Source organism: Sinomicrobium endophyticum, assembly GCF_052983315.1.
In genome coordinates this window covers 445,955-472,384 of sequence record NZ_JBRKIS010000025.1, presented here as the reverse complement: position 1 = coordinate 472,384, position 26,430 = coordinate 445,955, and the positions used below count along the sequence as shown (strand labels likewise).

The following is a 26,430-nucleotide window of genomic DNA, read 5'->3' as shown; positions in this document are numbered from 1 at the left end:
CTATTCTTCCGTGGCTATTTCCTTCATCCTCTTAAAGAGGAAGATTAGCAGGAACAGGCCGGAAAACGCGATGAACAATGCCAGGGGGAACAGCCATTTTTTGGATGAAGTAATCCCTTTTTTAGGGATGTTGATCTTAACGGAGACATCTTTTATCACTTTATCCGCATCTGTTGCTCTAACCGTGAGTTTATCGATCTCTTCAAACAGCTCCTGTTGTGAATTCACCAATCCGCCCATAGAACCTATCTGCGGCTCCGATCTGAAGAAAAACAGGTTATCCTCCGGCCTTAACCCCTCGGGCTTTACACTTCCCTGGGATTTAAGTATATCATTGATATACTGCACGGCATCCTTATTTGTCTGTATATGCGATAATAAGTTTTGGCTAAGACTACTTTTTATCGTGTTATAATAGTCGTTATCGTTCAGAAAGTCCAGAATTTTCGAAACAACTTTTGAAGAGTTTTTCCTTGTTTTCGTATAGATGGTTATCCTGTGAAATTTATAGTTTTTCGCAGTTTCCATACCTCCTACCGTAGAAGCATCTCCTTTCAGGGCCTTGAATGCTTCGAGATTCGTCCGGTTTTCTCCCAGAAAGCTATAGATATCCACTATAGGTTCTATTTCGATGCCGGAAAAATAATTCACGGAATCTATACCCATGTCCTTAAAAAAGCTGATGTCTCCTATCTCCCTTTTCGCTTCGAGTTCTTGTATGCTGGTGTACAGGTAATCCACGCTGCCGAAGTTGGGCACGACGATAACTTCGTTCCTGTAGGTTTTGGAGCCGGAAGAATCCATAAAATACCCGGCGACAAATGCGGCAACAATAAGGATAAGCAGCAGTATGGCAAACTTCTTATAGAAAAGAAATATATTATATACCCCTTTAATGATCCATTTGAAGAAATCTCTGATCTTTTGAAGTAAAACGCCCAGGTCTATTTCTTCGGAAGTATCGTTTTGTCGTGTGTTTTCACTCATGATTTTATATATAGTTTTTTCAGGGACCGGATAATTTCCTGCTACCCGGCCGGGGTGTCCCGTTTCAACCTTTGTTCAGTATTTGTTCCAGTATTCTTCGGGTTATCAGGTAGGTGGGTTTCACTCCTGTGGTGCCCAGGCCTCCCGAGGCCAGGGTGCTTCCTGTTTCCAGCGGGTTATCGGAGGCGTAATACGCGTAACGTACCTCAACGTCTTCGGCTATGCTTTTTCGTATTCTCGATGCGGATTGAATGGCTTTCTGATAATGTGCTCCCTCCATTTCCAGTCCGACAACATTCCAGGTGGAGTCGTGGAAAAATTTTAACAGGTCTTTATTTTGCAGGGAAGTTCCCAGCACCGTAATCATGGTTCCCTCGAACACTTTTAAACCGTGTCCTTCGAAATCTTCTTTACACAACTCGTTTTTAAACGGATAGTTATCTGCCGTTCCTTCAAAAATATGTGCCGACGGAATCATCAGGTCACCTTTTCCTCCTTCGAGTATCCCGGCCTTTCCCATAATAGATACGGAGACCACATTCAGAAAATGCAGTTTTTCTTTCTTTTCCGTTTCTTTTACGGGTTTGTTTTTATCCTTATATGGTTTTAAAAGCTCGTCTATGGTTTCGTATGCCTGCTCTCCGAATGCGTAATCCATAACAAAAAGTACGGGTTTTTCATCATCCGGAAGAGTTGTGCCGAAATTATAATCGACATGGTTGAAGTTTATCCTGGCGGTGTCAAATATTTGCACATCAATATTCGTCCCGGAGGTATCATCTATGGAAATCATACCGTTTTTATGGGCAAATGCTTTTACTTTATCACGCATGGCTCCGTTACCGGAAAGGCTGAGTGCTTCATATAGTTCCAGCCGTTCCTTACCCGAAACTTCTTTTTTAAGGGCTTCGGCGGCAAAAACAGAGTTCATCACACTGTGCATATTGGCACTGATGATGTGTATTGGTCGATGTAACAGCTTATTTTTCTGTAATATCTTTTTTATATTATTCGCCCAGGCTTCTCCATGAATATGATGTCCTAGTCTTTCCCTTAGTATCGGGCTAAAAGTAACGGTTCGCTTATTATTATCTCTTTCTTCTTCTATGGCAAGTTTCCCCATCCAGTACACAATATGCAAAAAGCGTTCGGGCATCTGCTTTGTGGCAAAAGCCTGGTGTGCATCGAGGGCTTCTTCGAAAGTCCTTCCCAGTATATTGGCCACATGTATAAGAGCAATTTCTCTTTCGGCACGCGTAAGTTTACCTTTTTGCACCGCGCTTTCCAGTTTAAACCAATCCCTGTTGGTCTCGCCGGTTTCGTCCATATAAACACGCCTGCATATTTTCTGGGATTCTATGTACAGGAAGGTCAGGTGTGTAAGTATATCGTAGATGTCCGATCGTCCCCGGGTAATTTCAATTCCCATCTGTTCTTCATCTACCCGGTAACAGTTTCTTCTTCTTTTTGGCGGAATGATCGGCTGAAAATGCGATTTTTTATAGCCTTCGTCGGAAGTGAGGTTTATATAACGGCATTCTTCAATACCTATGGGAAGCCTGTCCAGAATATACATCAGTCCGTTCAGTTCTACCTTATCTTCGGCAATAGAACCGTAAATTTCGGGGCGAAGCTGTAAAAGGGACTGTCGCAGTGTTTCCCCGGAAATTCCCATAGGCTTATAGAAACCCCGGTTGAACAGATGCCGCATGGTGATGTACATCCGCTCAATAGCGTTGGTAGATTCCTGTGCCCGTGTCCTTCCTTTAATTTTACTCATATCTTATTTTCCGCACAAAAATACGGGATTTTATGTTATCTGCATATGTAATTCTTGCAAGGAAGGAAGCGGAAGTTATTGTATGGCCCTTTTCAGGTCTTCATTTGCTATGTATCCTGCCTTGCGCAATTTCCTTACCACTTTACGTGCCAGGTTATTATTTATAGTCTCGTAGCCTGCATAGAAATCTCCGGAAACCCCGGAGGTCGCCATCCATACATTTTCTTTCGAAGCGGCATCGATGAGATACACATGAAACCTGGCATCGGGCTCGTACCTGGTGGAGATATCCCCGTCCACGCCATCAATATGTTGCTTCTGTTGCCAGGAGGCCTGTTTTATAACCAGGATCGCTTCGGCTTTCGAGGCTTTTATCTTATGTATAAATTCTTCATATCCGTAGTCTTTATTAATGTCAAAAAGATCTCCGGCCGGTATAACCTGTGTAAGGAACATGTTCCTGGTAAAGGTTTTTTCCAGTTGTTTTCTGTACCTGGCACCATCCAGGTTGTTGAAATTCCTGCGGAAGGTCTCGTTATAGGTAACGGAATCCAAACCTGCTATTTCATTTTTCGACGATGTCCACACCACAGCTACCTGATTATATATCCTGGCAGGTTCCTGTACCGTATAAGAAGATATATTTCCGGAGGCACACCCTCCCGATAACAGTAACACAAAAAAAGCAAAAGCAAATAATCTTTTAAGTGTAGTTTGATATTTCATCGGGTTTAAATTTTGTATTTATATAACTCACCGGCCAGTTTACGGTCATTGGATAAACGCTGTACTTTATTCTGCCCTCCCAGTTTTCCGACACTTTTCATGTAACTGGTAAAACCGTCTTTTTTTATTTTGGTTATTTTTAAAGGCTGCAACACGTTACCGGAAATGAGGTCGTAATAATAGCTGTTCTGTTTTTGCAGGGCTTCGTCTATCGTACGTGCAAACTCCCGGAGGTCTTCCGGTTCTTCCCCGAATTCCACCAGCCATTCGTGATAGGGAAGTTCCCCTTCTCCCGGATCGGTCTGCGGAGCTACGGTAAATTCGTTTATACTGCCCCCGAAATTTTCGATTCCCTGTCGCATTGCCTCTTCTACTTCCTTTGCTATGACATGTTCGCCGAAGGCCGATGTAAAATGCTTTATCCTTCCGGAAACAACTACGCGATACGGTTTTACGGAAGTAAACTGTATAGTATCTCCCAGGTTATATGCCCATAAGCCGGCATTGGTGGATATGATCATCACATAATTTACCCCTGTTTCCACATCTTTTATGGTAATCCTTTCCGGGTTCTCTTCAAAAAAATCATCGGCACGGACAAATTCATAGAAAATACCGGAGTTTAACTGAAGTAACATTCCTTTTTCCTTTTGGGAGTCCTGGTAAGCAAAAAAGCCTTCGCTGGCAGGAAAGAGTTCTATACTGTCTACCTTTCTTCCGATAAGGCTTTCAAACCTGGCCCTGTACGGTTCGTAATTCACCCCGCCGTAAATAAAAAGCTGAAAGTTCCTGAAAATATCCCCGACTTTTTTGCCGGTCCTGGCATGCAGTTTTTCGAAATACATCTGTACCCACGAAGGTATTCCGCTTATAACGGTCATATCCTCTTTGAGTGTCTCTTCTACAATCCTGTTAACCTTGGTTTCCCAGTCGTCGATACAATTGGTTTCCCAGCTTGGCATACGGTTTTTCTGTAGGTATTTGGGCACATAATGCGCTACGATACCGGACAACCTACCCAGTTTTACACCGTTTTTTTCCCGGAGTATCGGGCTTCCCTGAAGAAAGATCATTTTCCCGTCTACGAAAGAAGCATTACCGGTTTCGTGAATGTAACACAATATGGCATTTCTCGCCGCCCGGATATGGTGTGGCATGGAGTCGGCCGTTAAGGGTATGTATTTGGCACCGGATGTGGTACCGGAAGTTTTGGCAAAATACGCCGGTTTTCCCTTCCATAGCACGTCTTCTTCACCGCTTACCGCGCGTTCCACATAGGGTTTAAGTGTTTCGTAATCCCTTACCGGTACCCTTTTTACAAAATCCGCGTAACTCCGGATTTCCCCGAAATCGTGGTCTTTTCCGAATGCTGTTACAGCAGCGGAACTGATAAGTTCCCGGAATACCTTCTCCTGGGTTTCCACCGGGCGGCTGGCCCATTGCTGAATTTTTTTGTATGTAATTCCGGCAAAAATTTTTGCGGCAAAAGATTTTAAAGACATATCCTGAATTTGACAAATCGCCCGGTCTGTTCTTTAAATGACCAGGGCAGTTTCCCGGTTTTTTATTTTAATCAAAGTTTATATAGTCGGTGGGGTTTACCGGATAGCCGTTACTCCACAACTCAAAGTGAAGATGCGGGCCTGTAGAAAGTTCGCCGGTATTGCCCATGGTAGCAATTACTTCCCCGGCCTTTACAAGTTCTCCCTGCAACTTGGTAAGGGTGCCGTTGTGTTTATACACGGATATAAGACCGAAAGAGTGTTCAATAATACAGACATAACCGGTTTCTACCGTCCATTCCGCAAATATAACGACACCATCGGCAACTGTTTTTACCGGGGTACCGGAAACACCGGCTATATCTACGGCAAAATGTTTTCCTTCGAGGTTAAAAGTATTGGATATGGACCCTGAAACCGGGGGAAACAGCACAAAATCCACTTTGGAAAGGGCACTTCCTACCAGGTTATACTTGTCTTCCATGGCTACTTCCTCCCGGAGTGCCAGATCTTCTTTACCGGGATTAAGATTTATTTCGGAAGGGTCGCGACGTTCTTCTTTGGCCAAAGAATCTGCCCGCGTTTCTGCTTCCATATCGGCCGGACTTATTTCTCCTGTCAGAACTTTTTTTACGTTATCAATGTATTTATCATTGTAATCGAGTACGGATACCAGGGAATCTGTTTTATAGGTGAGTTCGGCAACCTGCCTTTTCAACCTGGTAGAAGAATACCCGGGAATATATTCGCGCAAGGGAGTAAAGGCAATCAAAATAGTGGTAATGGCTATCAGAAAAACGGCAAAAGATGTTCCGACGACAAATACATTCAGCCTGTTCAGCCGGAAGGAAAGCCGCTCTTCAAAAGTATCTTCGTTCAGAATAACCAACCGATACTTGTGCAAAAGCTTTTTTGCAAGTTTCTTTCTTTTAGGTTTATTTTCTGCCATAATTCTTGCAAATATAGCGTTCTAAACAGAGCTCTGTTCTTAAAAATATAATAATTAACGCCTCGATTAAACTTTTCTTATTACCTTTGTTATAGTAAATTTAAGTAAAAATGATGTCATTGAATATTTTTTTAGGAATGATCGGCCCGTGGCAGATAGTATTAGTAGTAGTAGTACTTCTGTTGCTTTTCGGCGGTAAAAAAATACCGGAACTGATGCGGGGGCTTGGAAGTGGGATAAAAGAATTTAAAGACGCCAGCAAAGAGGAAGAACCCTCTACAGAAGGCAGCAAGAAAGAATAGTTTTATACTACTATAGATAATCTGTACGACCTTTATCCCAACCGGGGTAAGGGTCTTTTTTGCTTATTATGGCACCATCTGCCCCATTACCGGATGATGTTTTTTTAGAGTTTTTGGAATTGAAAAAACCTGAAGTTTACACACCTCCGGAGCCATTTCCTTACTTTCCCGGCCTAAAACACACTTCCATATCATTCTGTCATAGATAGTTGTATGCGTTTTCTCTCGATATCCACATCTATGACTTTTACCATTACATGCTGATGTAATTTTACCACGCTGTTCACATCACTCACAAATTCGTTACTTAGCCTGGAAATGTGAACCAGCCCGCTCTCTTTAACACCGATATCTACAAAACAGCCGAAATTGGTAATATTGTTTACTATCCCGGGAACTGTTATTCCGGGTTTTACATCTTCAATGGTTTTCAGGTCTTTGCTAAATTCAAAAACCGCTGCTTTTTTCCTTGGGTCCAGACCGGGTTTTTCCAGTTCTTTCAGGATATCCGTCAGTGTAGGCAACCCTATGGTTCCGGTACAATATCTTTCCGGATGTATTCTGGCTATATTTTCTTTATTTCCTATAAGCTCCGAAACTTTAAGCTGCAGGTCCGCAGCCATTTTTTCCACTATGGCATAGCTTTCGGGGTGAATGGCGGAATTATCCAGCGGGTTTTCGCTTTGTAGCCCGCGGAAAAACGCAGCACTCTGCTCAAAGGCTTTATTTCCGAGTCTCGGAACTTTCATCAATTCTTTCCTGGAGCGTATTTCCCCGTTTTTACTGCGATATTCCACGATCTTATCTGCCAGGGAGGGTCCTATGCCCGAAACGTAGCTCAAAAGACTGGGGCTCGCGGTATTTACATTAACGCCTACGCTGTTTACACAACTCATCACTACGGCATCGAGTTCTGTTTTCAACCGGCCCTGGTCCACATCGTGCTGGTATTGTCCGACACCAATGGATTTGGGATCAATCTTAACCAGTTCGGCCAGGGGGTCCGTAAGTCGCCTTCCGATAGAGACCGCACCCCTTACGGTAACATCGTAATTCGGAAATTCCTGCCTTGCGATACCGGAAGCAGAATATACGGATGCGCCACTCTCATTCACCACAAAAACCTGGATATCCCGGTCAAATGCAATTTTCTTCACCAGTGCTTCGGTTTCCCTGGATGCGGTACCATTACCAATGGCAATGGCCTCAATACGATAAGCGTTGACCAGCGAACGGATCTTTTTCATCCCCTGCGTGGATTCTCTCTGCGGCGGATGGGGATATATATTTTCGTTGTGAAGCAGATCTCCTCTTTCGTCCAGGCAAACGACCTTACAGCCACTTTTATATCCCGGGTCTATGGCCAGGATACGTTTTTCTCCCAACGGAGGCGCCAGTAAAAGTTGCCTGAGGTTTTCGGAAAAAACTTTTATGGACGTTTCGTCCGCTTTCTCTTTCGCTTCTTTAAGTACTTCATTGGACACTGCCGGGTATAAAAGGCGTTCGTAAGACTCTTTTACCGCTTTCCGGATATATTCTGCCGCAGGACAGGATTCGTTGCGCAAAACCGCTCTTTCCACACTTTCTATGGCTGTGTCTTTATCTACACCTATCTTTACTCGGATAACCTCTTCATTTTCCGCACGAAGCATGGCCAGCAGACGGTGCGAAGGACATTTGTACAGCGGTTCTTTCCAATCGAAATACTGGCGGTACTTCTGGGCCTGTTCTTCCTTTTCCCTGCCCTTGATCACCGCCGAGGAAATTTCGGCATTTCTTCGAAACATCCGTCTTAAAGTATGCCGCACCCTGCTGTTTTCGTTTATCCATTCGGCAACGATATCCACGGCTCCCTGCAGTGCTTCTTCCACCTTTTCCACTTTATCGCTCAGAAAACGCAATGCCGCACTTTCAGGATCGGTACCCCCCGATTGTGCCATGAGAATTTTAGCCAGTGGTTCCAGTCCCTTTTCCCTTGCCACTCCTGCCCTGGTGTTTCGCTTTCGTTTAAAAGGCAGGTAGAGATCCTCTACTTCGGTCAGGGAAGTTGCTTTTTCTATTTTCTGTTTCAGTTCCGGGGTAAGTGCTTCCTGTTCTTCTATGGATTTCAGCACCGATTCCTTCCGTTTTTGCAACTCTTCGAAGGTGCTTTTCAGTTTTTGTATTTCGGAGATCTGTACTTCGTCCAGGTTTCCTGTCATTTCTTTACGATAACGGGCAATAAAAGGAACCGTACTGTCTTCTTCCAGTAATTTCAGTGTGTTTATAATACTTCTTTCGGGAAGGTCCGTATGTCCGGAAATATAATTTAAGGTATTCACTATAAAAAGGTAATTAAATGCAAAGGTTTTTCAGGCGAAACCGAACCCGATTAAACTTTTTTGATCGAAACGAAAAAGTTTAATCGGGTTTGTTGTCCGCCATTATCCGTAAAAGTATTTTTTCGGTATAGTTTCTGAAGTTTTATTCCGGTTTCTTTCCGGAGATAAATTTTACACTCTTTAATATGGCCTCCAGTTCAAACATATAATCGCGTTTGTTTTCGGAAGGGGCAAAAGTAAGTCCCTCCAGAACCAACAGCCGGTCGTTTTCCTCATCGCGGATCAAATAGCAAACGAAAGGCCCTGCCATCGCAAAGTTTTTCATTTCCCACATCCCTTTTACCTCTATGGCAGGTTTGTTGGCCAGGGTAACATCAAAAATATAAGGGGCGTATGCTTTCTGTGTAATCATGTACATTCCTTCTTCACGTCCCGGCACGTACTTTTTGCCTATGGAATCATGCATTTCTATAAAAGCATTTACTCTCGAAGAATCGTTAGGGATACTGTTTAAAGGAAGTTCGTACACAAAAACGTGCATGGTCCCTTTGGAGATAATCCGTTCTATCCAGATAAAATTATCCTCCTGCTTTGATGTTTTATAGATGGACGGCATGGTAAGAGAAACGCCGAATTTCTTTTGTATATACGTCTCTTTATTAAGAGCCTTGTGAAATCTTTTCTGGTTTTCCCTGATATCGTTGTCTTTGAATTCGCGGATATATTGTTCCGAAGTTTTGCCGATAAGGTCAATTAACGTACCGTTGTCCGGCGCCTGCACAAAGCCTACCTTCTGCGGACGGGCATAGGTGTCGGTCTTTACCCCGGAATTCGCAGTCGTATCCTTTTGAACGAAAAGGATATTCCGGCTCTTGGTGGTTGATCCTTTGAAAACCTGGAGGGGTATCTGGTGCAGTGTAAACAGAGGTTCCTCCGTGGGAAGGCCATCTACGGGAGCAGCGTAATGCTCGCGTATTTCATCTCCTACTTCACCCTTCCACATATCGTTATCTATAACTACGGCAAGGGAATTGATAGCGCCAACAGAATCGGGCAGATAGCGTTTTTTGTCTTTTTTATTTTCTTCGCAGGAAGCAAAGACCAAAAGGATACCGCTCAGGAGAAACGCTAGTATTCCGTTGCGATGCAGGCCAATCCCCGCATTATTTTTTCTTCGGTCATTTTTTAACATCCTGTCTGTCCTGTAACGGGCAGGCGCATTTTGTGTCATTTTGTTTTAGATTTAGTGGTTCGTGCTAACAGTTACAAAGCTTCAGCTTCATTCCCGGTTTTAAGTTATCCCCACTAATATCGTTCCAATCTCGAATATTTTTAACCGAAATTCCCTGAAATTTTTTAGAAATCGTCCAGAGGGAGTCCCCTTTCTGTACTGTGTAGACATTATTCCCGGAAGAAACGGCACTGGCAGACGATGTTTTTGCCACCGGCGACAGACCCGATTTCCTGGGGTAAACGGTAAGCCGTTGTCCTATTTTCAAACGATTGTTTCTAAGTCCGTTCCACTGCTTGAGATCGCTGACACGAACACCGTAGTGATTTGCTATTCTTCCCAGGTAATCTCCTTTTTTCACCCTGTAGGTTACCCTGTTGTTCTTTTCGAAGAACTGAGGTAAAGGTTTTTCCTTTTTGGCTTCTTCGGTTTCAATATGGGCATAGATCGCGTTTTCATTGGCAACAAATTTGCCCAATGCAGCACCGGGAAGTCGTAACGGATGTATTTCATCTTTAATAAACGGCACGATATCCAGTTTGTACACCGGGTTTAAAAACTGTAGCTGGTCCACATCCACATTGATGAGTTCGGATATCTGGTCGAAAGTCAGGGATCGCTTTACATGAACGGTGTCCGTCTCAAAATAAGCCACTTCCGGTCTTTGCGTGTGTAACCCATGCTCACCGGCATATTCAAAAATATACATCATAGCGAGAAAAGAAGGTACGTAACCCGCGGTTTCCCTCGGCAAAAAAGGCCTTAGGTTCCAGTAATTCTGATATCCCCCGGAACGCCGAATGGCTTTGGAGACATTTCCGGGGCCCGAGTTATAGGCCGCCAGTGCCAGGTCCCAGTCGCCAAAAATCTCGTAGAGTTTGGCCAGGTATTTACAGGCTGCTTTTGTAGATTTTACCGGATCACTGCGTTCATCTACATAAGAGTTTACTTCCAGATCGTACATTTTACCAGTAGCATACATAAACTGCCATATACCGGTAGCGCCTACCCGGGATTTAGCTCTTGGATTTAATGCAGACTCTATAACAGCAAGGTATTTCATTTCCAGTGGTATGTCACTATTATCGAGTTCCTGTTCGAACATGGGAAAATAATACTGGCTTTTTAACATCGTTCTTTCCAGAAACCCCCTTTTGTTTTTCAGGAAATTCTTGATAACACTCTCCAGTTCCGGGTTGTACTCCACATTGAAAGGCGTTTTTTCATTCAGGTCGGCCAGCCTTCCTTTGAGGATATCTGTCGGTAATTCTTTGTAATCGACCTTTTCATAGTCCATTCCGGTCACAGTCTGCACAATGGTGTCATACAAACTGTTATCGTATAATTCTTTTAGCCAAAGGCTGTCTATCTTCGCTGCCAGTTCATGATCGTGTAGCCGGAATTTCCCGTCGATCTTTTCAATGGTAACTTCTGATAATAAAGTATCTTCCTTTTCGATGGTAAGTTCTGTCCCTTCCGGAGATCCCTGGTTTTCATCGATTTCTGCAACTTCCTGCGCATAGTTCCATGTGGAAACCGCGGCTAAAAATAGGGTAGCAAAATAGCGTTTCATCTGGTTTAGGTTCTTTTATTGGATTAACGGAAATCCCGTAAAAATCGTGTTTTTTATTTAAAAAAGACTTTTAAAACTTGTTAAAATAGAAAATCCCCACCTCCGGAAACCCGGGGTGGGGATTTATTCTGTATTATTATTCAAGTAAATACTTACGTTACTTCAAAATAGCGGCTATTCCCGGCAATGTTTTTCCTTCCAGGCTTTCAAGCATGGCCCCGCCTCCGGTAGATACATAACTCACTTTATTTTCAAAGCCAAACTGTTTTACCGCCGCTACGGAATCTCCTCCTCCGACAAGAGAAAAAGCTCCTTTTTTGGTAGCCTCTTCAATGGCATTACCTATGGACTTGGTTCCGTTCTGGAAACTCTCCATTTCAAAAACACCTACAGGGCCATTCCACAAAATGGTTTTGGATTGCAGAATAACTTCTCTGAAATTCTCCAGGGTCTTCGGACCGGCATCCAATCCCTGCCATCCGTCCGGGATCTCATCTACGGCAACTTCTTTTGTGTTGGCATCGTTGTTAAAAGCATCTGCGGCAATGACATCTACAGGCAAATGTACTTTCACCCCTTTTTCTCCGGCCTTTTTCAGTATTTCCATAGCCAGCTCCTGCTTGTCATCTTCACAGATAGAATCTCCTATTTTACCTCCCTGTGCCTTGATAAAAGTATAGGTCATCCCTCCACCGATGATAAGATGATCTATTTTGTCCAGAATGTTTTCGATAATGGTGATCTTAGAAGACACTTTCGATCCTCCCAATATTGCGGTAACCGGTTTTTCCCCGGTTTTCATTACTTTATCTATACTCTCAATTTCCTTTGCCAGCAAATAGCCGAAGCATTTGCGGTCATCAAAGAACTTTGCTACTATGGTGGTAGATGCATGTGCCCTGTGTGCGGTACCGAAAGCATCATTTACATAAACATCACCGAGCCTGGACAGCTGTTCTGCAAAGGCTTCGTCCCCTTTTTCTTCTTCGGTGTGAAACCTCAGGTTTTCCAACAGCAGTATTTCTCCTTTTTTCAGGTTGGCAACGGCTTCTTCCGCTTTTTTCCCAACGCAATCTTCCACAAAATTTACTTTGACACTAAGTATATCAGACACCGCATTTACAAGATGCTTTAAAGACATGGAATCCTGGCGTTGCCCTTTCGGACGGCCGAGGTGGCTCATTAACACGGCACTTCCCCCGTCTTCCAGTATTTTTATAACCGTAGGTTTTGCTGCTTCTATACGGGTAGTATCGGTGATATTAAATTCCGCATCCAGAGGTACGTTAAAATCCACACGGATCAATGCTTTTTTTCCATTAAAGTCAAAATCATCTATTGTCTTCATAAAAGTATGTGTTTACGTATTTTAAAGGGTTTTCCGCACCTTCCGGATATGTACAAGGCCGGTACGAAAGCACAAATGTAAATAAATATTGGCTTGTAAAAATAGTGGTTTTATTAGAATAATGTTAAATCGGCACGGGATGGCGGAACAAACGTATTGTCAACTACCCCCCGGGGCAATCACCCAAAACCGGAACTGCAACCTGAAACTTGCGACCTTGACATCAGAGACTATTTTATATTGTGATAAACCCTTTATATTTGCCGTATGCTATTCAAAGACATCCTGGGACAGGAACATATAAAAAAACACCTGACCGTTAGTGCGGAACAAGACAGAATACCACACGCACAATTATTCGTAGGAGCCGAAGGCAGTGGTGTGCTGCCTATGGCTATTGCTTATGCTCGGTATATTCTCTGTAATAATACCGGGGGTGAAAATAATACCGGGTCGGAGTCCTGTAACCTGAAATTCGGCAACCTCGGCCATCCGGACCTCCATTTTGCTTTTCCGGTTGCTCCCAACGGCAAAATAAAATCGCACCCGGTTAGCAATAACTTCCTGGAGGAATGGCGGCAGTTTGTCAGGGAACATCCGTACGGAACTCTTTTTGAGTGGTACCAGATGCTGGGTATAGAGAACAAGCAAGGACAAATTGGTGTGGACGAAGCCCAGGAAATCGTAAAATCACTTTCCCTGAAATCTTATGAAGGCGGGTATAAGGTCATGATCATCTGGATGGCGGAAAAACTCAATACTTCTGCTGCCAACAAATTACTGAAGCTCATCGAGGAACCGCCAAACAAAACCCTTTTCATACTCATTGCAAAAGAAGAGGAACAGATTATACAAACCATTCTTTCGCGTTGTCAAATACTCCATTTCCCGCCTCTGGCGGAGGTAGCTATACGGGAAAAACTGATGGAGCAGGGAATTTCGGAACCGGAAGCTGTAAAAATCGCCCTTCAGGCCAACGGGGATTACAACAGGGCCATGGTGCTGGCGAATAGGGATAACAGTGACCTTACTTTCGAAACCTGGTTTGTGCAATGGGTGCGGTCTGCTTTCCGGGCCAAGGGAAACAAGGCGGCAATACACGACCTGATCGCCTGGGGAGAACAAATAGCTGCTACGGGAAGGGAAACACAAAAACTCTTCCTGAATTATTGCCTGGACGTCTTCCGGCAGGCTCTTTTGCTTAACTACAATGCCAGCTCATTGGTTTTCATGGAATTCCGGGTCGAAAATTTCCGGCTGGAAAAATTCGCTCCTTTTGTAAGCGGTAATAACATCCACGAGATCACCCGCGAATTGCAGGATGCCATTTACCACATTGAACGTAACGGAAACTCCAAGATCGTTCTCACGGACCTCTCCATAAAACTTACCAGGCTATTGCACAAATACTGACCCGCTAAAAAACAATACCATGGAAAATCTTCGGAACAACAGCGCCGAAATCCTTATACTGTTATTGCTCATCATTACATTCGTGCAAAGCGGATTGGACAAAATAACGGACTGGAAAGGCAATATTTCCTGGCTTCGCGAACATTTTGCCAAAACTTTCCTGGAAAACCTGATCCCCTTTTCCATGGCGGTGATTCTTGTACTGGAGACCATCGCCGGAATACTTTGCATTTGGGGTGTCGTAAACATTCTTGCGGACAATGACAAGACTTATGGTTTTTACGGTGCCGCTCTTTGCTGCTTTACCTTATTGCTCCTCCTTTTCGGACAGCGTGTAGCCAAGGATTATGACGGTGCTCGGGGCATTGTCATCTACCTTATTCCCGCTATTTTCGGTGTTTATCTACTGCAATAAACGGCACCATATACCTCTTTATTTTTCGGTCCCCTCCCCTTTCAGATACGTGTCCAGAAAGCTGCGTATTTTTCCGTACCCTTCGATTTCATTTTCCTTTTTAACAAAACCATGGCCTTCGTCCGGGAATACGATATACTCTACGGGAATGTTATTTTGCTCCATCGCTGCCACAATCTCATCCGATTCTACCTGCAATACTCTCGGGTCGTTTGACCCCTGTAAAACCATTACGGGATTTTTGATCTGATCGGCATGAAAAAGCGGGGAAATCGCCCGTAGTCGTATGGAATCGGCAGTATTCGGGTCGCCCAACTCTTCATAAAGTGCCGTTCGGAAGGATTCCCAATACGGAGGAATGGACCTGAGCGTCCGCAACCAGTTGGTAACACCAAAAATATTAACTCCCGTCTTAAATTCTTCCGGTTCAAAGGCCATCGCCGCCATGGTCATGTATCCGCCATAGCTGCCGCCAATGATACCTATTTTATCCGGATCGATATACGCTTGTTCCTGCAACCATTTTTTACCCCAGATACAGTCTTTCAAATCCTTATCCCCGTGGTTTTTGTCGTCCATTTTATAGAATGTTTTTCCATAACCACTACTTCCCCTGTTGTTTACCGCAAGTACGGCATAGCCACTGTTCACCAGGTATTGTATCAGCGAGGAATATCCTGTTCTGGACTGTCCGCCGGGTCCGCCGTGCACCCATACCAGGGCAGGTACTTTGTTTTCTTCTGTTGCGGTTTGGGGTTTATAGTAAATTGCGGGTATTTCCAGGCCGTCAAAAGACTTGAAACGCACCACTTCGGCGGCTACCAGGTCTTCCTTGTTAATTTCCGGGTTGAGAGTTTCTGTGAGTTTCTTCATTTTCCCGGTGTTAAAATCATAGACATAAAGGTTGTTCGGCGACTTCGAAGTCCCTACGGTCAAACGCATTTTGTCCTCACTGTCAGAAATATTTACCGCCACGATATCGCCATCCGGTATTTCGGGGAAATCCACTTCTTTTTCTGTTGAATTATCCAGGATTACCAGGGTATTCTTCCCGTCTTCATTAATGGCAACCACCCTGTACTTTTCATTTTCACTTACATAGCTGTACATCACATCCCAATCTGCTTTGTACACCGTATTCTTGGTTCCCGTATCTAATTCATTTTTAACAAGATACGCGAATTCGGCATCCGCATCTGTGATATAGAAAAAATGTTCTCCGTCTTTACTGAAACCGGAACCGGAATAGCTCCCGGGCTTTTCCTGTTCCGATATTTCCTTCATTTCCCCGGAATCCCGGTAATAGAGGAAAAGCCGGTTTTCGCTGGTGGTCACGGACTTGCTCAATGCTACTATTTTCTCATCTTCGGACATCCCGGAAAATGCGTAACCTTCCGTATTTTCATAAAGCATTTCCTGTTTCTTGTCACCCATACTCATCTTATAGAGGTCAAAGTAGCGCGGGTCTCTCTTATTGGAAAGGAAATACATGGATTTTTTGTCTTCACTCCACCCGGCAAAACTGGACTTGGCCTTTTCTCCCGGGGTAAGATCGGTAGTGGTACCATCGGGTTCCAACAAGTATATGTGGTTTATTTCGTCTCCTCCTTTATCTGCGGAATACAGCATCTGCCCTGTTCCGGGAACATATCCTATGGCAAAAAAGGACTCTTCCGAAGAATTGGTTATCTGTTTCCTGGAATTATCGCCTATATTTATTTCATACAGGTTGAATATTCCGGATTCGTCACTGCTTACCAACAGTTTGGATTCGTCATCGGAAAAGGCTCCTCCGCTTATCCTGCTATTGCCGTAAAATTGTTCTATGGTATATTCTTTAACTTCCTTTGGTTCGGTTTTTTTCTTTTTCTCCGTAATACAGGAAAGCAGGAATAATACGATCAGGAAAAATGATAATATTCTCATAATTTATCTTTTATTGGTTATTGTAACTATCTGACGATTAAAGGTATCAAAAAGTTACACTTTTTTCGAATATATCCCGAATTTAATCCCATTAAATGGGTCTAATTCCCCAACTCCTGTCCTGATCCCGATATTATCGGGATTGCCCCGAGGTATTTGATTTTATCCCTGCCCACAATATCAAATAAATAAAAACACTTTTTCCAATCGGAAAGTTTTGAATCTCAACACTACAATTATATCCTACATCGTTCGGAACGGATGAAAACAACATTGCCGGCGCTTTGTTCCATGTGGAACAACGTTCTATTTCCGAAAAAGTTCATGCTAATACAGGAAATAAAAAAAGCCCGGAAAACCGGGCTTTCGAAAATACGTTGCTTACAGCGCATTATTTTTTCTCTGAATACTTGTCATTAAGTACTTTCAGAAGTTCTTTGGTAATATCTTTGGTTTCTTCACCATACAGCACACTTCCCGCTTCATTGGCTCCGAGAATATAGGTATACCCGTTATTTTTACCGTAATCTTTTACAAATTCGCGTACTTTTTTTACCAGGGAATCGATTTGACTCTGGCTTTCCTGTTGCAACTGCATTTCTTCCTGCTGTACCTGTTGTTGTATTTGTTGCCTCTTCTGCATCAGTAGCTCGTATTTCTCCTGGGCTTTACTCTGAGACATTTTAGATGCTTCGGACTGGAAGGCCTGGGCTTCGGATTGCAAGGCCCTGGAAAGACTATCTGTTTTTTTCTCGAAAGTCTCAAGCTTGCCTTTAAACTTAGCCTCTATATCTTTCTTCTCCTGGTAGTCATTGATAAGGGTCGTATTATCCACATAAGCGATTTTATCCTGCTGACAGGAAAACAATCCAAATAAAGCCACTCCGGCTATGAAAATTTTTTTCATCGGTTTAAAATTTGTTTACACGCAAAAATAGGAAAGTTTTCAAAGTAGCCTCTTCAGCAGGGTTTAAATTTTTAACATATCCGGTTTTTATTTTGCTTTCCTCTTTTTTACAGAAAAACAAGAGTATAACAAATAGTTATTCATAAAAGTAAAAACATAAGTAAAAGCTATGAAAATCGAACTCTATAAATGCGGCCTGGGGCTAAATCAAGAATATGTCAAGAGCTAGGCTGCCCAGAGGCAAGAAAGTCGCTTAAACCGCTTTATTTTGAATATTCGCCTGCTTTATGACATAAATGAGGGAAGAATATTCGCCGGACCGGGAAGCTTTGCGATTAGAACGGCATCCGGTAAGAAATGCCCGAAAAAAATGCATCTTTCCGCTTTTATATTTTTCGGAAAGCAGGCTTACGTAAAATGCATCGAATTTCATCGGGATCTTCCGGACAACTTTCATTTCCTTTTTCGCAAAAAGCAGTGTCATGGCCTCCGAAGAAAAATGCCAGAGATGGCGGGGCACATCATAGGCTGCCCAAAATTCTCCGTAATGTGCGGCATCGAAGGATCGGAAATTCGGGACTGCAATAAAAATAGTTCCATTATCTTTGAGTAACTTTTTTAATTGTCCTAGTTGTGTTTCCAGATCGGGGACGTGTTCCAGTACGTGCCACATGGTTATTACATCAAATCCGGACGTATTTTCTTCTACAAAGGAAGCATCGGATAATTTCCGTAACGGAATTCCCTTTTCCTCCGATCTTTTTCTCGCGGAAGCATTCGGTTCTATCCCTTCTACTTTCCAACCGTTATTTTTTGCCACGTTCAAAAAATCTCCCGTACCTGCTCCAATATCCAAAAGGTTTCCTTTTTCCGGGTTTTCGGAAAAAATATATTTCAGCTTTTGTTTCAGAGCATAATTTTTTACCAGGTGATATACTTTTTCAAACAAACTTCTTTTGGAATCGGTATGAGAAATATAATTCTCACTTTGATAATACCCTGGCAACTTTTCGGCATCCGGTACAGGATATGTGTGAAGCATTTTATATTCTTCATCCCAAAGTAATGAAAAGGTTTCACCGCTTACGGTATGGTCTTTACATTTCAGATAGAGGGAAGTTTCTGTTTTATCCATTAGAGGGAACTTAGATATTCGGCTTTGAGTTCTTTCAGGTAATTAAGCACTATGTTATAATGCAATGAATTCATAGATAAACAATCATCTTCATATACAGTGGAAACACGGATGGCAATATAATGAAAAGAATCATCTTCATTATTTGCCACATCACTGTCATCGTCATCAGTTAGTCCGGTAAAATCGAGATAGGAATCGTTTAGCTGCGGGGCAAAAACAAAAAAATCAAAATCACTTTCATTCAGATTAACTTTAAACCTCTCTTCATTTCCGTAAGCTTCCAATTTGTATTTACCCTCCAGGAATTTTACAAAGTGTATTCTCTTTTTCGGGTTATCAAAAACAAAAAGGTTCTTTTTCGTTTTTATCCTTTTATCGATATCCACACCACGGTCTACCTGGTATTCTGAAATACGCGGAGCTAATCTCACCGGAATACATCCTTGTATAAAAACAACCAACCCCAATAGGTAAAGGGGTTGGCACAAGTGTTTCACGTGGAACGATTGTTTTCTCATCTCTTTTATTATCTCCCCATATAAACGAGCATCACACTGATATCGCTGGGGGACACGCCGCTTATTCTCGAAGCCTGTGAAAGTGTTGCCGGGCGAATGCCTTTCAGTTTTTCCCTGGCTTCGAACGAAAGTGACTTTAATTTATCGTAATCAAAATTAGAGGGAATAGCGATATCTTCGAGGCGGTTCAATTTATCCGCATTGTTTTTTTCCTTCTCTATATACCCGGAATACTTTACCTGTATTTCGGTTTGTTCCATAACTTCTTTATCGAGCTTATTTTCCTCCACATACTTTTTCACGTCCCCTACCTGAAGCATATCTTCCATAGTTATATTCGGACGGGAAAAAACCTTGTACATTTTATCCGATTGTTTCATCAGGGAAGATCCCTTTTCTTCGAGAACAGGATTCATTTCAGCCGGTTCTACACTTGTCTCCCGGAAAAAGTGAATAAAGGCATCGGCGCTTTCTTTTTTATTTTCCATACGTCGCAGTCTCTCTTCTGATGCCAAACCTATACTATTGGCTTTCGGGGTAAGTCGAAAATCGGCATTATCCTGTCTCAAAAGTGTCCGGTATTCTGCCCTGGAAGTAAACATGCGATAGGGTTCTTCGGTTCCTTTGGTAATAAGATCATCGATCAAAACACCGATATACGCTTCGTTCCTTTTCAGTATAAAAGGCTCCTTTTCGTAAACTTTCAGGTGCGCGTTAATCCCTGCCATCAATCCTTGAGATGCCGCTTCTTCATATCCCGTAGTGCCGTTTATCTGTCCGGCAAAAAACAGGTTTTCCACCAGCTTGGTCTCCAGCGTATGCTTGAGTTGTGTGGGCGGAAAATAATCGTATTCTATAGCGTAACCGGGACGGAAAAACTTTACCTGTTCGAAGCCGCTAACAGAACGCAGGGCTTTAAACTGTACATCTTCGGGCAGTGACGTGGAAAACCCGTTTACATAAACTTCCACCGTATTCCATCCTTCCGGTTCTACAAATAGCTGGTGCCTGTCTTTATCCGCAAAACGGTTTATTTTATCTTCTATGGAAGGGCAATACCTAGGCCCGATACTCTTTATTCTACCGTTAAACATAGGGGAACGATCAAAACCTTCACGCAGCAGATCGTGTACTTCCGCACTGGTATAGGTCATATGACAGGACCGTTGCTTTTCGAGAGGCTTCGTCTGGTCGGAATACGAGAATTTTTCCGGCACATCATCTCCGGGTTGTTCCTGCATTTTGGAATAATCCAGTGATCTTCCGTCCACCCTTGGCGGCGTTCCGGTTTTCATTCTTCCGGACTCAAAACCGAGTTCGATCAGGTCTTCGGTAATCCCGGTTGCCGCCCTCTCTCCTGCCCGGCCTCCTCCGAATTGTTTTTCGCCTATATGGATCAATCCGTTCAAAAAGGTGCCATTGGTAAGCACTACGGCTTTTGCTTTTACTTCTATACCAAGGGATGTTTTCACCCCGGTTATCTTTCCGTTTTCCACAATCAATCCCGACACCATTTCCTGGTAAAAATCCAGATTGGGGGTCTGCTCTAACATCCATCTCCATTCTTCGGCAAAGCGCATCCGGTCCGACTGTGCCCTCGGACTCCACATCGCAGGCCCTTTAGACTTGTTCAGCATTTTAAACTGAATTGCTGTTTTGTCAGTTACAATGCCGCTATATCCCCCCATCGCATCAATCTCCCGTACAATCTGTCCTTTGGCAATTCCGCCCATAGCTGGGTTACAGGACATCTGCGCAATGTTCTGCAAATTCATTGTAATCAACAGGGTTCTGGACCCCATATTGGCCGCTGCCGCGGCAGCTTCCGAACCGGCATGGCCCGCTCCAACAACAATAACATCATACGTTCTATCAAACATGCCTAAGCTTTATTTTATATTATTCTGTATGCTTTTTAACCTGGTATTTCCAACAAGAAACACCCATTGTTCCACGTGGAACAAACGGTATTCCATATCTACTGTTCCACGTGGAACAACTTCATTTTTTCTTCCTCCTTCGTCCGCATTAAAGCAACGTCAGTCTCTGATTTATCCTTGTACCCGCAATAATGCAGTATGCCATGTATCATAACTCTTCGGAGTTCTTCTTCAAAACCAACTCCGAATTCCGACGCATTTTCCCGTACTCTTTCCACTGAAATATAAATATCTCCGTGAATGGTTTTTCCCTCGGTATAATCAAAACTTATAATATCCGTGAGGGTATCGTGATCGAGATACTTTTGGTTCAGGGATAGCAAATATTCGTCATCACAGAAAATATAGCTTATTTCCCCCTGTTGTTTATCCTCAGAAGCAATTGCCTCGTGTATCCAATCCGCATATTTCTGTTCGTCCTCCAGGACAAACTCCAATTCGTAATGAAAGCTAATCATCCTTCTTAAAATATTCTTTTACTTTCTCTTTATAAATTTGCCGCAAAGGTAATACTTGTCTGTTTAATATTTCCATGCCCTGCAGATATTCCTCCAGCTCCGGCAAACGCCCTTCTTCTCCACGCCCGAAATCTGTCTTGTTCGTATTACTTTCTCTTTCTTTCTCGGTTCCCTGCTCCTTCATGGCATTCTTAAGTTTCAATAATTCATGCTGAAGGTTAACCATTTTTTTTAGGGTACTTTCATGAACACCCTCCTGTAATAACCGGTCTTCTATTTGTTCCATCTCCTTCAACATTTTTTCTTTTTCCTTTCCATTACCGGAGCCTTGCTTATCTGACAATTGTTTCTCCAAAGCTTGTCTAAGCATTTGTTGTTGTTTATAAATCTCATAGAGTTCTTCGGACTGTCCTTCTTGTTCACCGGAACTTTCACCATTTTCCTCTTTTCCTTCCCCATCTTTCTTTTTTTCTTTTTCTCCTTCCATAGCATTCTTCATCTTCTCGTTGAGTTCTTCCTGCCCCTGTATAATATCCGGTAACTGCATCTCGTTATCGCCTTTGCCTTGTCCCATCCCCATGCTTTGTTGTAAATTATCGAGGATATTACTCAGCAAGGCCGCGAGATTATTAGCGGCAGTAAAGGCATAATGCTGATTTGATGCCCCTCGGTACAGTTCATTATCGGACAACCTTTCGATGGCTTTATCTATTTGAAAATGGGCGTCGGTAAGTTCCTTGTTTACCCGCTCCGACAGTTCCGGTCTTCGTAACGACAAGGCGAAAATACTGTCGTCAATATGAGAGAACATCTCCTTGAGATTATGTTGCCTGCGCAGACTCTGGGCAAGCGCCGGATGGTCGTCCCGCATATCTTCCACAACTTTCATCAGGTTCTCTTGTTCAAATGAAAAAGCCACAAGATTTTTTAATATCTGCCGCAATACTTCCGCATCTTCCATATCATCTGAAGAAGCACCGGACTGCATCCCGGATTTCATCTCGCCCGCCATTTGTTTCATCTTCTTCCCCGCACTTCGTTGTTTTTCCCTGGCCTTTTCTTCCTCTCCCTTGTTCATTTCCTCCAGGGCTTTTTTTTGCTCTCCGGAAACTGCATCTTCCTTTTTTTCATCCCTTCCCAATTCCATCGGTTTCTTCAATCCCTCATTCTCCTTTTCGAGTTCTTTGAGTTCTTCTTTCAGTTCATCGAATTCTTTATTTAATTCCTCCTGTTCTCCTTTTTTATTTTCCTTATCCCTCTCCGTTTCACCCTTATCTTCGCTACCTGCTTTCTCCTGTTTCTCCGCCATCTTTTCGAGTTCCTTTCTCAGCCGTTCCGCATTCTGAGTTACATAATAGCGCTTTGTAAGTTCCAGAACCTGTTCGAGGTTTTTCTTGTTATTTTGTTGTGATTTGGATAGCTTCTCCAACCGCTCTGCCATGTCTTCCCTGTCTATCTTATCGGCAACCTCCTTTAATTGTTTAAGTAATTCTTCATTCTTTTTCAACTCTTCTCTTTGCCTGTCCAGACGTTCTTTTAGAAATTTTTTACGTTCTTCATCTTCCACTTCGGGGGCTTCGTTCAGCCTATCTTCCAAATCTTCGGTAAACCGTTGCATAATCTTTTCCTGTTGCATTTGCCTATCCAGGAAATTCTCTATCTTCTGCCGGTCATCGAAAGACCTTTGCTCTTTCTCCATGTTGAGAGTATTGATCTCTTTTAATTCGTTCCGCTGATCTTCCATTTCTCCCAACGATCTTTCCAGTGACCGGATAGCATTTTTCTGTTTCTCCATCCGTTCTTTCTCCACTTCCGCTCCTGTTCGCATCCTGTACGTAAACATACGGGACTTAGCTATCTTTCCCCCCCGCAAAGCATCATTGTCCCGGACCTCAAAATAAATTACATAGTTACTCCCTTCTTCCAACGGAAGGTTACCCGGAAAGGCATCGGTAAAACGATCTACATTAGAAGATCCATTGACACTTATCTTCCGCTTCTCCAACTCGTCTTCCTTGTTTTCGGGATAATATTTCATCTCCAAACCGTAAAACCCATGATCATCGGAAACCTGTCCTGCAAAATGTACTCCGGAAGACTTTGTCGAATCCCGGATTTCTTTTACTTCTATTTCCGGATATTCATCTTTTACAACAGATATGTCAAAACCAAGAGACTCGTAATCGGGAAGATCTTTGTTTCCTGTTCTGATTTCATATGATGTATCCCGGTATACTTTGACCGATTTATTAAATGCCATTATATTCCCTTCACGTGAAACTTCTTTAAAGGGGGCTATGGAGTCTCCGGAAACCCAATGCACATTACCTGCATTTCTCGCTTTCAGTTTCCAGGTGATCTCCGTTCCTTCCGGCACTGTAGTGTTTCCGGTTCCGGTAAGGGTATCCGGACTCATCCCAAGATATTCCGGATACTTCATATACATTTCAAAACCGATCATTACGGGAGCATTTACAATCTCCAGCCGATAGGGCTTTGACCGTACATTGTTAGCCGCAAGATAAAATTCCGTGGTTCCCTCCGGTCTTTTAAACTCGTAACGAAAACTTCCGGGACCATCTTTGCGCATAAAATAATTTTCCCCGTTGAAATGTATTTCCACATCTTCCGGAACCACATCTCCAGTGGTTTTTACCTCTACTTCAAAAGGTTTTCCTTCAATTCCCTTCAAAGAACTGTTCACCACGAAAAACTGAAACGGCGCCGGTGGTTCATAAGCAGCACGATAATGTAACACCCTGTCATAACTATCTGAAAACCAGTTAATATTTCCGGAAATCCATATAACCAATACAATAAGTACGGGTATAAGGGCATATTTTACATAAGGGAGATTTTTCTTGAAATCTACGGCGATCTGAAACGGAAAAGGTTGTAGCTCGGCCAATTTCTGTTCTATACCCGCAAGAAGCAATTCATTGTTTTCGTTTTCTGTTTCCCTCCGGTTATCCGAAAGCTGCAGTACGTTGAGCAGCTTATCCCCCACTTCCGGAAAATGGTTTCCTATTATTCCGGATGCTTCCCTGTACCCGATCCCTTTTTTAATGCGCAACAGTTTGAGTACGGGAATAGCAATAAACTTATAGAGTAAAAAGATTTCCACACCGACGAACAACCAGAACAATACGGTACGCCCTGTACTTCCAAGCCACAGAAAATGTTCCACGAGTAATGTCCCTATAAAGTATAGCAACCCTATTGCCATAAACAGCAATATGCCTTTTATAAGTTCGTTCACATAATACTTTCTTATAAAGACTTCCAGCTTTTGCCGTATCGAATCCATGCTCTGCATATTCCCGTTTTGGTGATTTGCGGCTAAAAAATACGCCGTTCAACTATCGTTTTGTTATAACTTATAAAGTTACAATTTTTTCCATACTACAAACTGTGATTTGCGGCTTGTGGAGAATCCCTTAAATTTGCAGGACAAACAAGGAAGAAATGACAAAAAAAGTTCGCGTACGTTTTGCGCCCAGCCCCACGGGGCCCTTACACATAGGAGGTGTTCGCACCGCGCTGTTCAACTATCTCTTTGCCAAAAAGAACGGAGGGGATTTTATTCTCCGTATAGAGGATACGGATCAGAACCGTTATGTTGAAGGTGCTGAAAATTATATCGTCGAATCCCTCGAATGGTGTGGTATACCATTTGACGAAGGCATAGGTAAGGACAAAGGTTTTGGCCCCTACCGACAAAGCGAACGCAAACATCTCTACAAAGATTATGCCGACCGGCTTATTGCAAACGGCATGGCTTATTATGCTTTTGATACGGCAGAAGAACTGGATGCGCACCGGAAGCAACATGAAAGTGAAGGCAAAACATTTATCTACAACTGGCACAACAGGGAGAAATTAAATAACTCCCTTGCGCTTTCGGCAGAAGAAACGCAAAAGAAGTTAGATGCCAGGGAAGATTACGTTATCCGTTTCAAATGCCCGGAAGACGAAACTTTAAAGCTGAAAGACATTATTCGTGGTGAAATTACGGTGGAGACCAGAATACTCGACGATAAAGTCCTTTTTAAAAGTGATGGTATGCCTACTTATCACCTCGCAAATATCGTAGACGACCACTTGATGGAGATCACGCATGTAATCCGCGGAGAAGAATGGTTACCTTCTCTGGCACTTCACGTATTGCTATACCGTGCCTTTGCCTGGGAAGCCCCGGAATTTGCACACCTCCCCCTCATCTTAAAACCTACGGGCAAAGGAAAACTGAGCAAAAGGGACGGTGATAAACTCGGTTTTCCCGTATTTCCCTTACAATGGTCCGATCCGGTTACCGGGGATATTTCCCGCGGATATCGCGAAGATGGTTATCTTTCCGAAGCAATGATGAACTTCCTTGCCCTCCTCGGATGGAACCCGGGCACGGAGCAGGAACTGTTCAGCAAAGAAGAACTCATCGGGGCTTTCGACCTGGAACGGGTAAACAAATCCGGGGCGCGTTTTGATCCGGAAAAAATAAAATGGTTTAACCACCATTATCTCCAGGAAAAAGACGATGCCACGCTGGGAGGTGCTTTTGCGAAACTATTAGAAAATAAAGGAATACAAACTTCCCTTCCGCTGACCCGCATCGTGTCCCTGGTAAAAGAACGGGCCACTTTTGTAAGTGAACTTTGGGATCAGGCTTCCTTCTTTTTTGAAACGCCGGAATCCTATGACCCAAAAGCGGCAAAAAAACAATGGAAAGAAAATACGTCCGACCTGATGCAGCAACTCATCAGCCTACTGGAAAATGTTTCTGACCTCTCCTCTGCTGCCACGGAAGAAACTGTCAAAGCATGGATAAATGATAAGGGCTACGGATTCGGACAGATCATGCCTCCGCTGCGTCTTGCACTGGTGGGTGAAATGAAGGGGCCGCATATTTTTGATATCATAGAAATACTCGGTAAAGAAGAAACCATTGGCCGTATTAACAAAGCTGTAAACACGCTCGGGTAATTTCCCCACCCGATAT

At 43.2% G+C, this 26,430-nt stretch carries 20 protein-coding genes; 4 read left to right on the top strand and 16 right to left on the bottom strand.

Annotation, left to right across the window (positions count from 1 at the left end):
• The 5 genes from ACVBDU_RS10525 to ACVBDU_RS10505 form a co-directional block, all read right to left on the bottom strand.
• The gene (locus ACVBDU_RS10525; RefSeq protein ID WP_447179704.1) at positions 1 to 987 is read right to left on the bottom strand and encodes a hypothetical protein; all 987 of its coding nucleotides are present in this window, start codon (positions 985 to 987) and stop codon (positions 1 to 3) included.
• Between the two features lie 64 nt (positions 988 to 1,051).
• Entirely contained in the window at positions 1,052 to 2,767 is a 1,716-nt protein-coding gene (locus tag ACVBDU_RS10520; RefSeq protein WP_447179703.1) for a DUF6909 family protein, read from the bottom strand.
• Between the two features lie 75 nt (positions 2,768 to 2,842).
• Complete coding sequence (locus ACVBDU_RS10515; RefSeq protein WP_447179702.1) at positions 2,843 to 3,493, bottom strand: hypothetical protein; 651 nt, start codon at positions 3,491 to 3,493, stop codon at positions 2,843 to 2,845.
• A 5-nt stretch (positions 3,494 to 3,498) separates the two neighbouring features.
• Positions 3,499 to 4,995, bottom strand: coding sequence for a GH3 family acyl-acid amido synthetase (locus ACVBDU_RS10510; protein WP_447179701.1), 1,497 nt, complete (start codon positions 4,993 to 4,995; stop codon positions 3,499 to 3,501).
• Positions 4,996 to 5,062: 67 nt separating this feature from the next.
• The gene (locus tag ACVBDU_RS10505) at positions 5,063 to 5,944 is read right to left on the bottom strand and encodes a M23 family metallopeptidase (RefSeq protein WP_447179700.1); all 882 of its coding nucleotides are present in this window, start codon (positions 5,942 to 5,944) and stop codon (positions 5,063 to 5,065) included.
• Between the two features lie 110 nt (positions 5,945 to 6,054).
• Here ACVBDU_RS10505 and tatA point away from each other — a divergent pair, with 110 nt between their 5' ends.
• Complete coding sequence (gene tatA / locus ACVBDU_RS10500; protein ID WP_447179699.1) at positions 6,055 to 6,246, top strand: twin-arginine translocase TatA/TatE family subunit; 192 nt, start codon at positions 6,055 to 6,057, stop codon at positions 6,244 to 6,246.
• A 191-nt stretch (positions 6,247 to 6,437) separates the two neighbouring features.
• Here the strand turns inward: tatA and ACVBDU_RS10495 are convergent, their stop codons facing one another.
• The 4 genes from ACVBDU_RS10495 to ACVBDU_RS10480 all read right to left on the bottom strand — a co-directional run bounded on the left by ACVBDU_RS10495 (position 6,438) and on the right by ACVBDU_RS10480 (position 12,719).
• Positions 6,438 to 8,567 (bottom strand): Tex family protein, encoded by a 2,130-nt coding sequence (locus ACVBDU_RS10495; RefSeq protein WP_447179698.1) that lies wholly within the window; start codon positions 8,565 to 8,567, stop codon positions 6,438 to 6,440.
• Positions 8,568 to 8,709: 142 nt separating this feature from the next.
• Entirely contained in the window at positions 8,710 to 9,798 is a 1,089-nt protein-coding gene (locus ACVBDU_RS10490) for a DUF4837 family protein (protein WP_447179697.1), read from the bottom strand.
• A 25-nt stretch (positions 9,799 to 9,823) separates the two neighbouring features.
• Positions 9,824 to 11,371: a LysM peptidoglycan-binding domain-containing protein gene (locus ACVBDU_RS10485; RefSeq protein WP_447179696.1), complete on the bottom strand. Its 1,548-nt coding sequence runs from the start codon at positions 11,369 to 11,371 to the stop codon at positions 9,824 to 9,826.
• Positions 11,372 to 11,528: 157 nt separating this feature from the next.
• The gene (locus tag ACVBDU_RS10480; protein ID WP_447179695.1) at positions 11,529 to 12,719 is read right to left on the bottom strand and encodes a phosphoglycerate kinase; all 1,191 of its coding nucleotides are present in this window, start codon (positions 12,717 to 12,719) and stop codon (positions 11,529 to 11,531) included.
• Positions 12,720 to 12,986: 267 nt separating this feature from the next.
• Here ACVBDU_RS10480 and ACVBDU_RS10475 point away from each other — a divergent pair, with 267 nt between their 5' ends.
• Both ACVBDU_RS10475 and ACVBDU_RS10470 read left to right on the top strand, forming a co-directional pair.
• The gene (locus tag ACVBDU_RS10475; RefSeq protein ID WP_447179694.1) at positions 12,987 to 14,132 is read left to right on the top strand and encodes a DNA polymerase III subunit; all 1,146 of its coding nucleotides are present in this window, start codon (positions 12,987 to 12,989) and stop codon (positions 14,130 to 14,132) included.
• A 19-nt stretch (positions 14,133 to 14,151) separates the two neighbouring features.
• On the top strand, positions 14,152 to 14,547 hold the full coding sequence (locus tag ACVBDU_RS10470) for a DoxX family protein (RefSeq protein WP_447179693.1): 396 nt from the start codon (positions 14,152 to 14,154) through the stop codon (positions 14,545 to 14,547).
• 18 nt (positions 14,548 to 14,565) lie between these two features.
• Here the strand turns inward: ACVBDU_RS10470 and ACVBDU_RS10465 are convergent, their stop codons facing one another.
• From ACVBDU_RS10465 to ACVBDU_RS10435, 7 genes are all read right to left on the bottom strand, one after another.
• Positions 14,566 to 16,473 (bottom strand): S9 family peptidase, encoded by a 1,908-nt coding sequence (locus ACVBDU_RS10465; RefSeq protein WP_447179692.1) that lies wholly within the window; start codon positions 16,471 to 16,473, stop codon positions 14,566 to 14,568.
• A 391-nt stretch (positions 16,474 to 16,864) separates the two neighbouring features.
• Positions 16,865 to 17,380, bottom strand: coding sequence for an OmpH/Skp family outer membrane protein (locus ACVBDU_RS10460; RefSeq protein ID WP_447179691.1), 516 nt, complete (start codon positions 17,378 to 17,380; stop codon positions 16,865 to 16,867).
• Positions 17,381 to 17,633: 253 nt separating this feature from the next.
• Positions 17,634 to 18,515 (bottom strand): class I SAM-dependent methyltransferase, encoded by an 882-nt coding sequence (locus ACVBDU_RS10455; RefSeq protein WP_447179690.1) that lies wholly within the window; start codon positions 18,513 to 18,515, stop codon positions 17,634 to 17,636.
• Entirely contained in the window at positions 18,515 to 19,036 is a 522-nt protein-coding gene (locus tag ACVBDU_RS10450) for a hypothetical protein (RefSeq protein ID WP_447179689.1), read from the bottom strand. The genes ACVBDU_RS10455 and ACVBDU_RS10450 overlap by 1 nt, the downstream gene beginning before the upstream one ends.
• Positions 19,037 to 19,044: 8 nt before the next feature.
• On the bottom strand, positions 19,045 to 20,916 hold the full coding sequence (mnmG, locus tag ACVBDU_RS10445; protein ID WP_447179688.1) for a tRNA uridine-5-carboxymethylaminomethyl(34) synthesis enzyme MnmG: 1,872 nt from the start codon (positions 20,914 to 20,916) through the stop codon (positions 19,045 to 19,047).
• A gap of 98 nt (positions 20,917 to 21,014) precedes the next feature.
• The gene (ybeY, locus tag ACVBDU_RS10440; protein WP_447179687.1) at positions 21,015 to 21,434 is read right to left on the bottom strand and encodes an rRNA maturation RNase YbeY; all 420 of its coding nucleotides are present in this window, start codon (positions 21,432 to 21,434) and stop codon (positions 21,015 to 21,017) included.
• Positions 21,427 to 24,741 carry a DUF4175 family protein gene (locus ACVBDU_RS10435; protein WP_447179686.1) on the bottom strand — a complete coding sequence of 1,105 codons (3,315 nt, stop codon included), beginning with the start codon at positions 24,739 to 24,741 and terminating at the stop codon, positions 21,427 to 21,429. The genes ybeY and ACVBDU_RS10435 overlap by 8 nt, the downstream gene beginning before the upstream one ends.
• A 158-nt stretch (positions 24,742 to 24,899) precedes the next feature.
• Here ACVBDU_RS10435 and gltX point away from each other — a divergent pair, with 158 nt between their 5' ends.
• Positions 24,900 to 26,414 (top strand): glutamate--tRNA ligase, encoded by a 1,515-nt coding sequence (gltX, locus tag ACVBDU_RS10430; protein ID WP_447179685.1) that lies wholly within the window; start codon positions 24,900 to 24,902, stop codon positions 26,412 to 26,414.
• Positions 26,415 to 26,430 lie beyond the last annotated feature (16 nt).

Excerpts from the sequence above, each read along its gene's own strand:
- ACVBDU_RS10465 (WP_447179692.1), bottom strand. The coding sequence starts at position 16,473 with ATGAGAATATTATCATTTTTCCTGATCGTATTATTCCTGCTTTCCTGT.
- gltX (WP_447179685.1), top strand. The coding sequence starts at position 24,900 with ATGACAAAAAAAGTTCGCGTACGTTTTGCGCCCAGCCCCACGGGGCCC.
- tatA (WP_447179699.1), top strand. The coding sequence starts at position 6,055 with ATGATGTCATTGAATATTTTTTTAGGAATGATCGGCCCGTGGCAGATA.
- ACVBDU_RS10525 (WP_447179704.1), bottom strand. The coding sequence starts at position 987 with ATGAGTGAAAACACACGACAAAACGATACTTCCGAAGAAATAGACCTG.
- ACVBDU_RS10475 (WP_447179694.1), top strand. The coding sequence starts at position 12,987 with ATGCTATTCAAAGACATCCTGGGACAGGAACATATAAAAAAACACCTG.
- ACVBDU_RS10480 (WP_447179695.1), bottom strand. The coding sequence starts at position 12,719 with ATGAAGACAATAGATGATTTTGACTTTAATGGAAAAAAAGCATTGATC.
- ACVBDU_RS10460 (WP_447179691.1), bottom strand. The coding sequence starts at position 17,380 with ATGAAAAAAATTTTCATAGCCGGAGTGGCTTTATTTGGATTGTTTTCC.
- ACVBDU_RS10435 (WP_447179686.1), bottom strand. The coding sequence starts at position 24,741 with ATGGATTCGATACGGCAAAAGCTGGAAGTCTTTATAAGAAAGTATTAT.
- ACVBDU_RS10470 (WP_447179693.1), top strand. The coding sequence starts at position 14,152 with ATGGAAAATCTTCGGAACAACAGCGCCGAAATCCTTATACTGTTATTG.
- mnmG (WP_447179688.1), bottom strand. The coding sequence starts at position 20,916 with ATGTTTGATAGAACGTATGATGTTATTGTTGTTGGAGCGGGCCATGCC.
- ACVBDU_RS10510 (WP_447179701.1), bottom strand. The coding sequence starts at position 4,995 with ATGTCTTTAAAATCTTTTGCCGCAAAAATTTTTGCCGGAATTACATAC.
- ACVBDU_RS10520 (WP_447179703.1), bottom strand. The coding sequence starts at position 2,767 with ATGAGTAAAATTAAAGGAAGGACACGGGCACAGGAATCTACCAACGCT.
- ACVBDU_RS10485 (WP_447179696.1), bottom strand. The coding sequence starts at position 11,371 with ATGAAACGCTATTTTGCTACCCTATTTTTAGCCGCGGTTTCCACATGG.
- ybeY (WP_447179687.1), bottom strand. The coding sequence starts at position 21,434 with ATGATTAGCTTTCATTACGAATTGGAGTTTGTCCTGGAGGACGAACAG.
- ACVBDU_RS10455 (WP_447179690.1), bottom strand. The coding sequence starts at position 18,515 with ATGGATAAAACAGAAACTTCCCTCTATCTGAAATGTAAAGACCATACC.
- ACVBDU_RS10490 (WP_447179697.1), bottom strand. The coding sequence starts at position 9,798 with ATGACACAAAATGCGCCTGCCCGTTACAGGACAGACAGGATGTTAAAA.
- ACVBDU_RS10505 (WP_447179700.1), bottom strand. The coding sequence starts at position 5,944 with ATGGCAGAAAATAAACCTAAAAGAAAGAAACTTGCAAAAAAGCTTTTG.
- ACVBDU_RS10515 (WP_447179702.1), bottom strand. The coding sequence starts at position 3,493 with ATGAAATATCAAACTACACTTAAAAGATTATTTGCTTTTGCTTTTTTT.
- ACVBDU_RS10450 (WP_447179689.1), bottom strand. The coding sequence starts at position 19,036 with ATGAGAAAACAATCGTTCCACGTGAAACACTTGTGCCAACCCCTTTAC.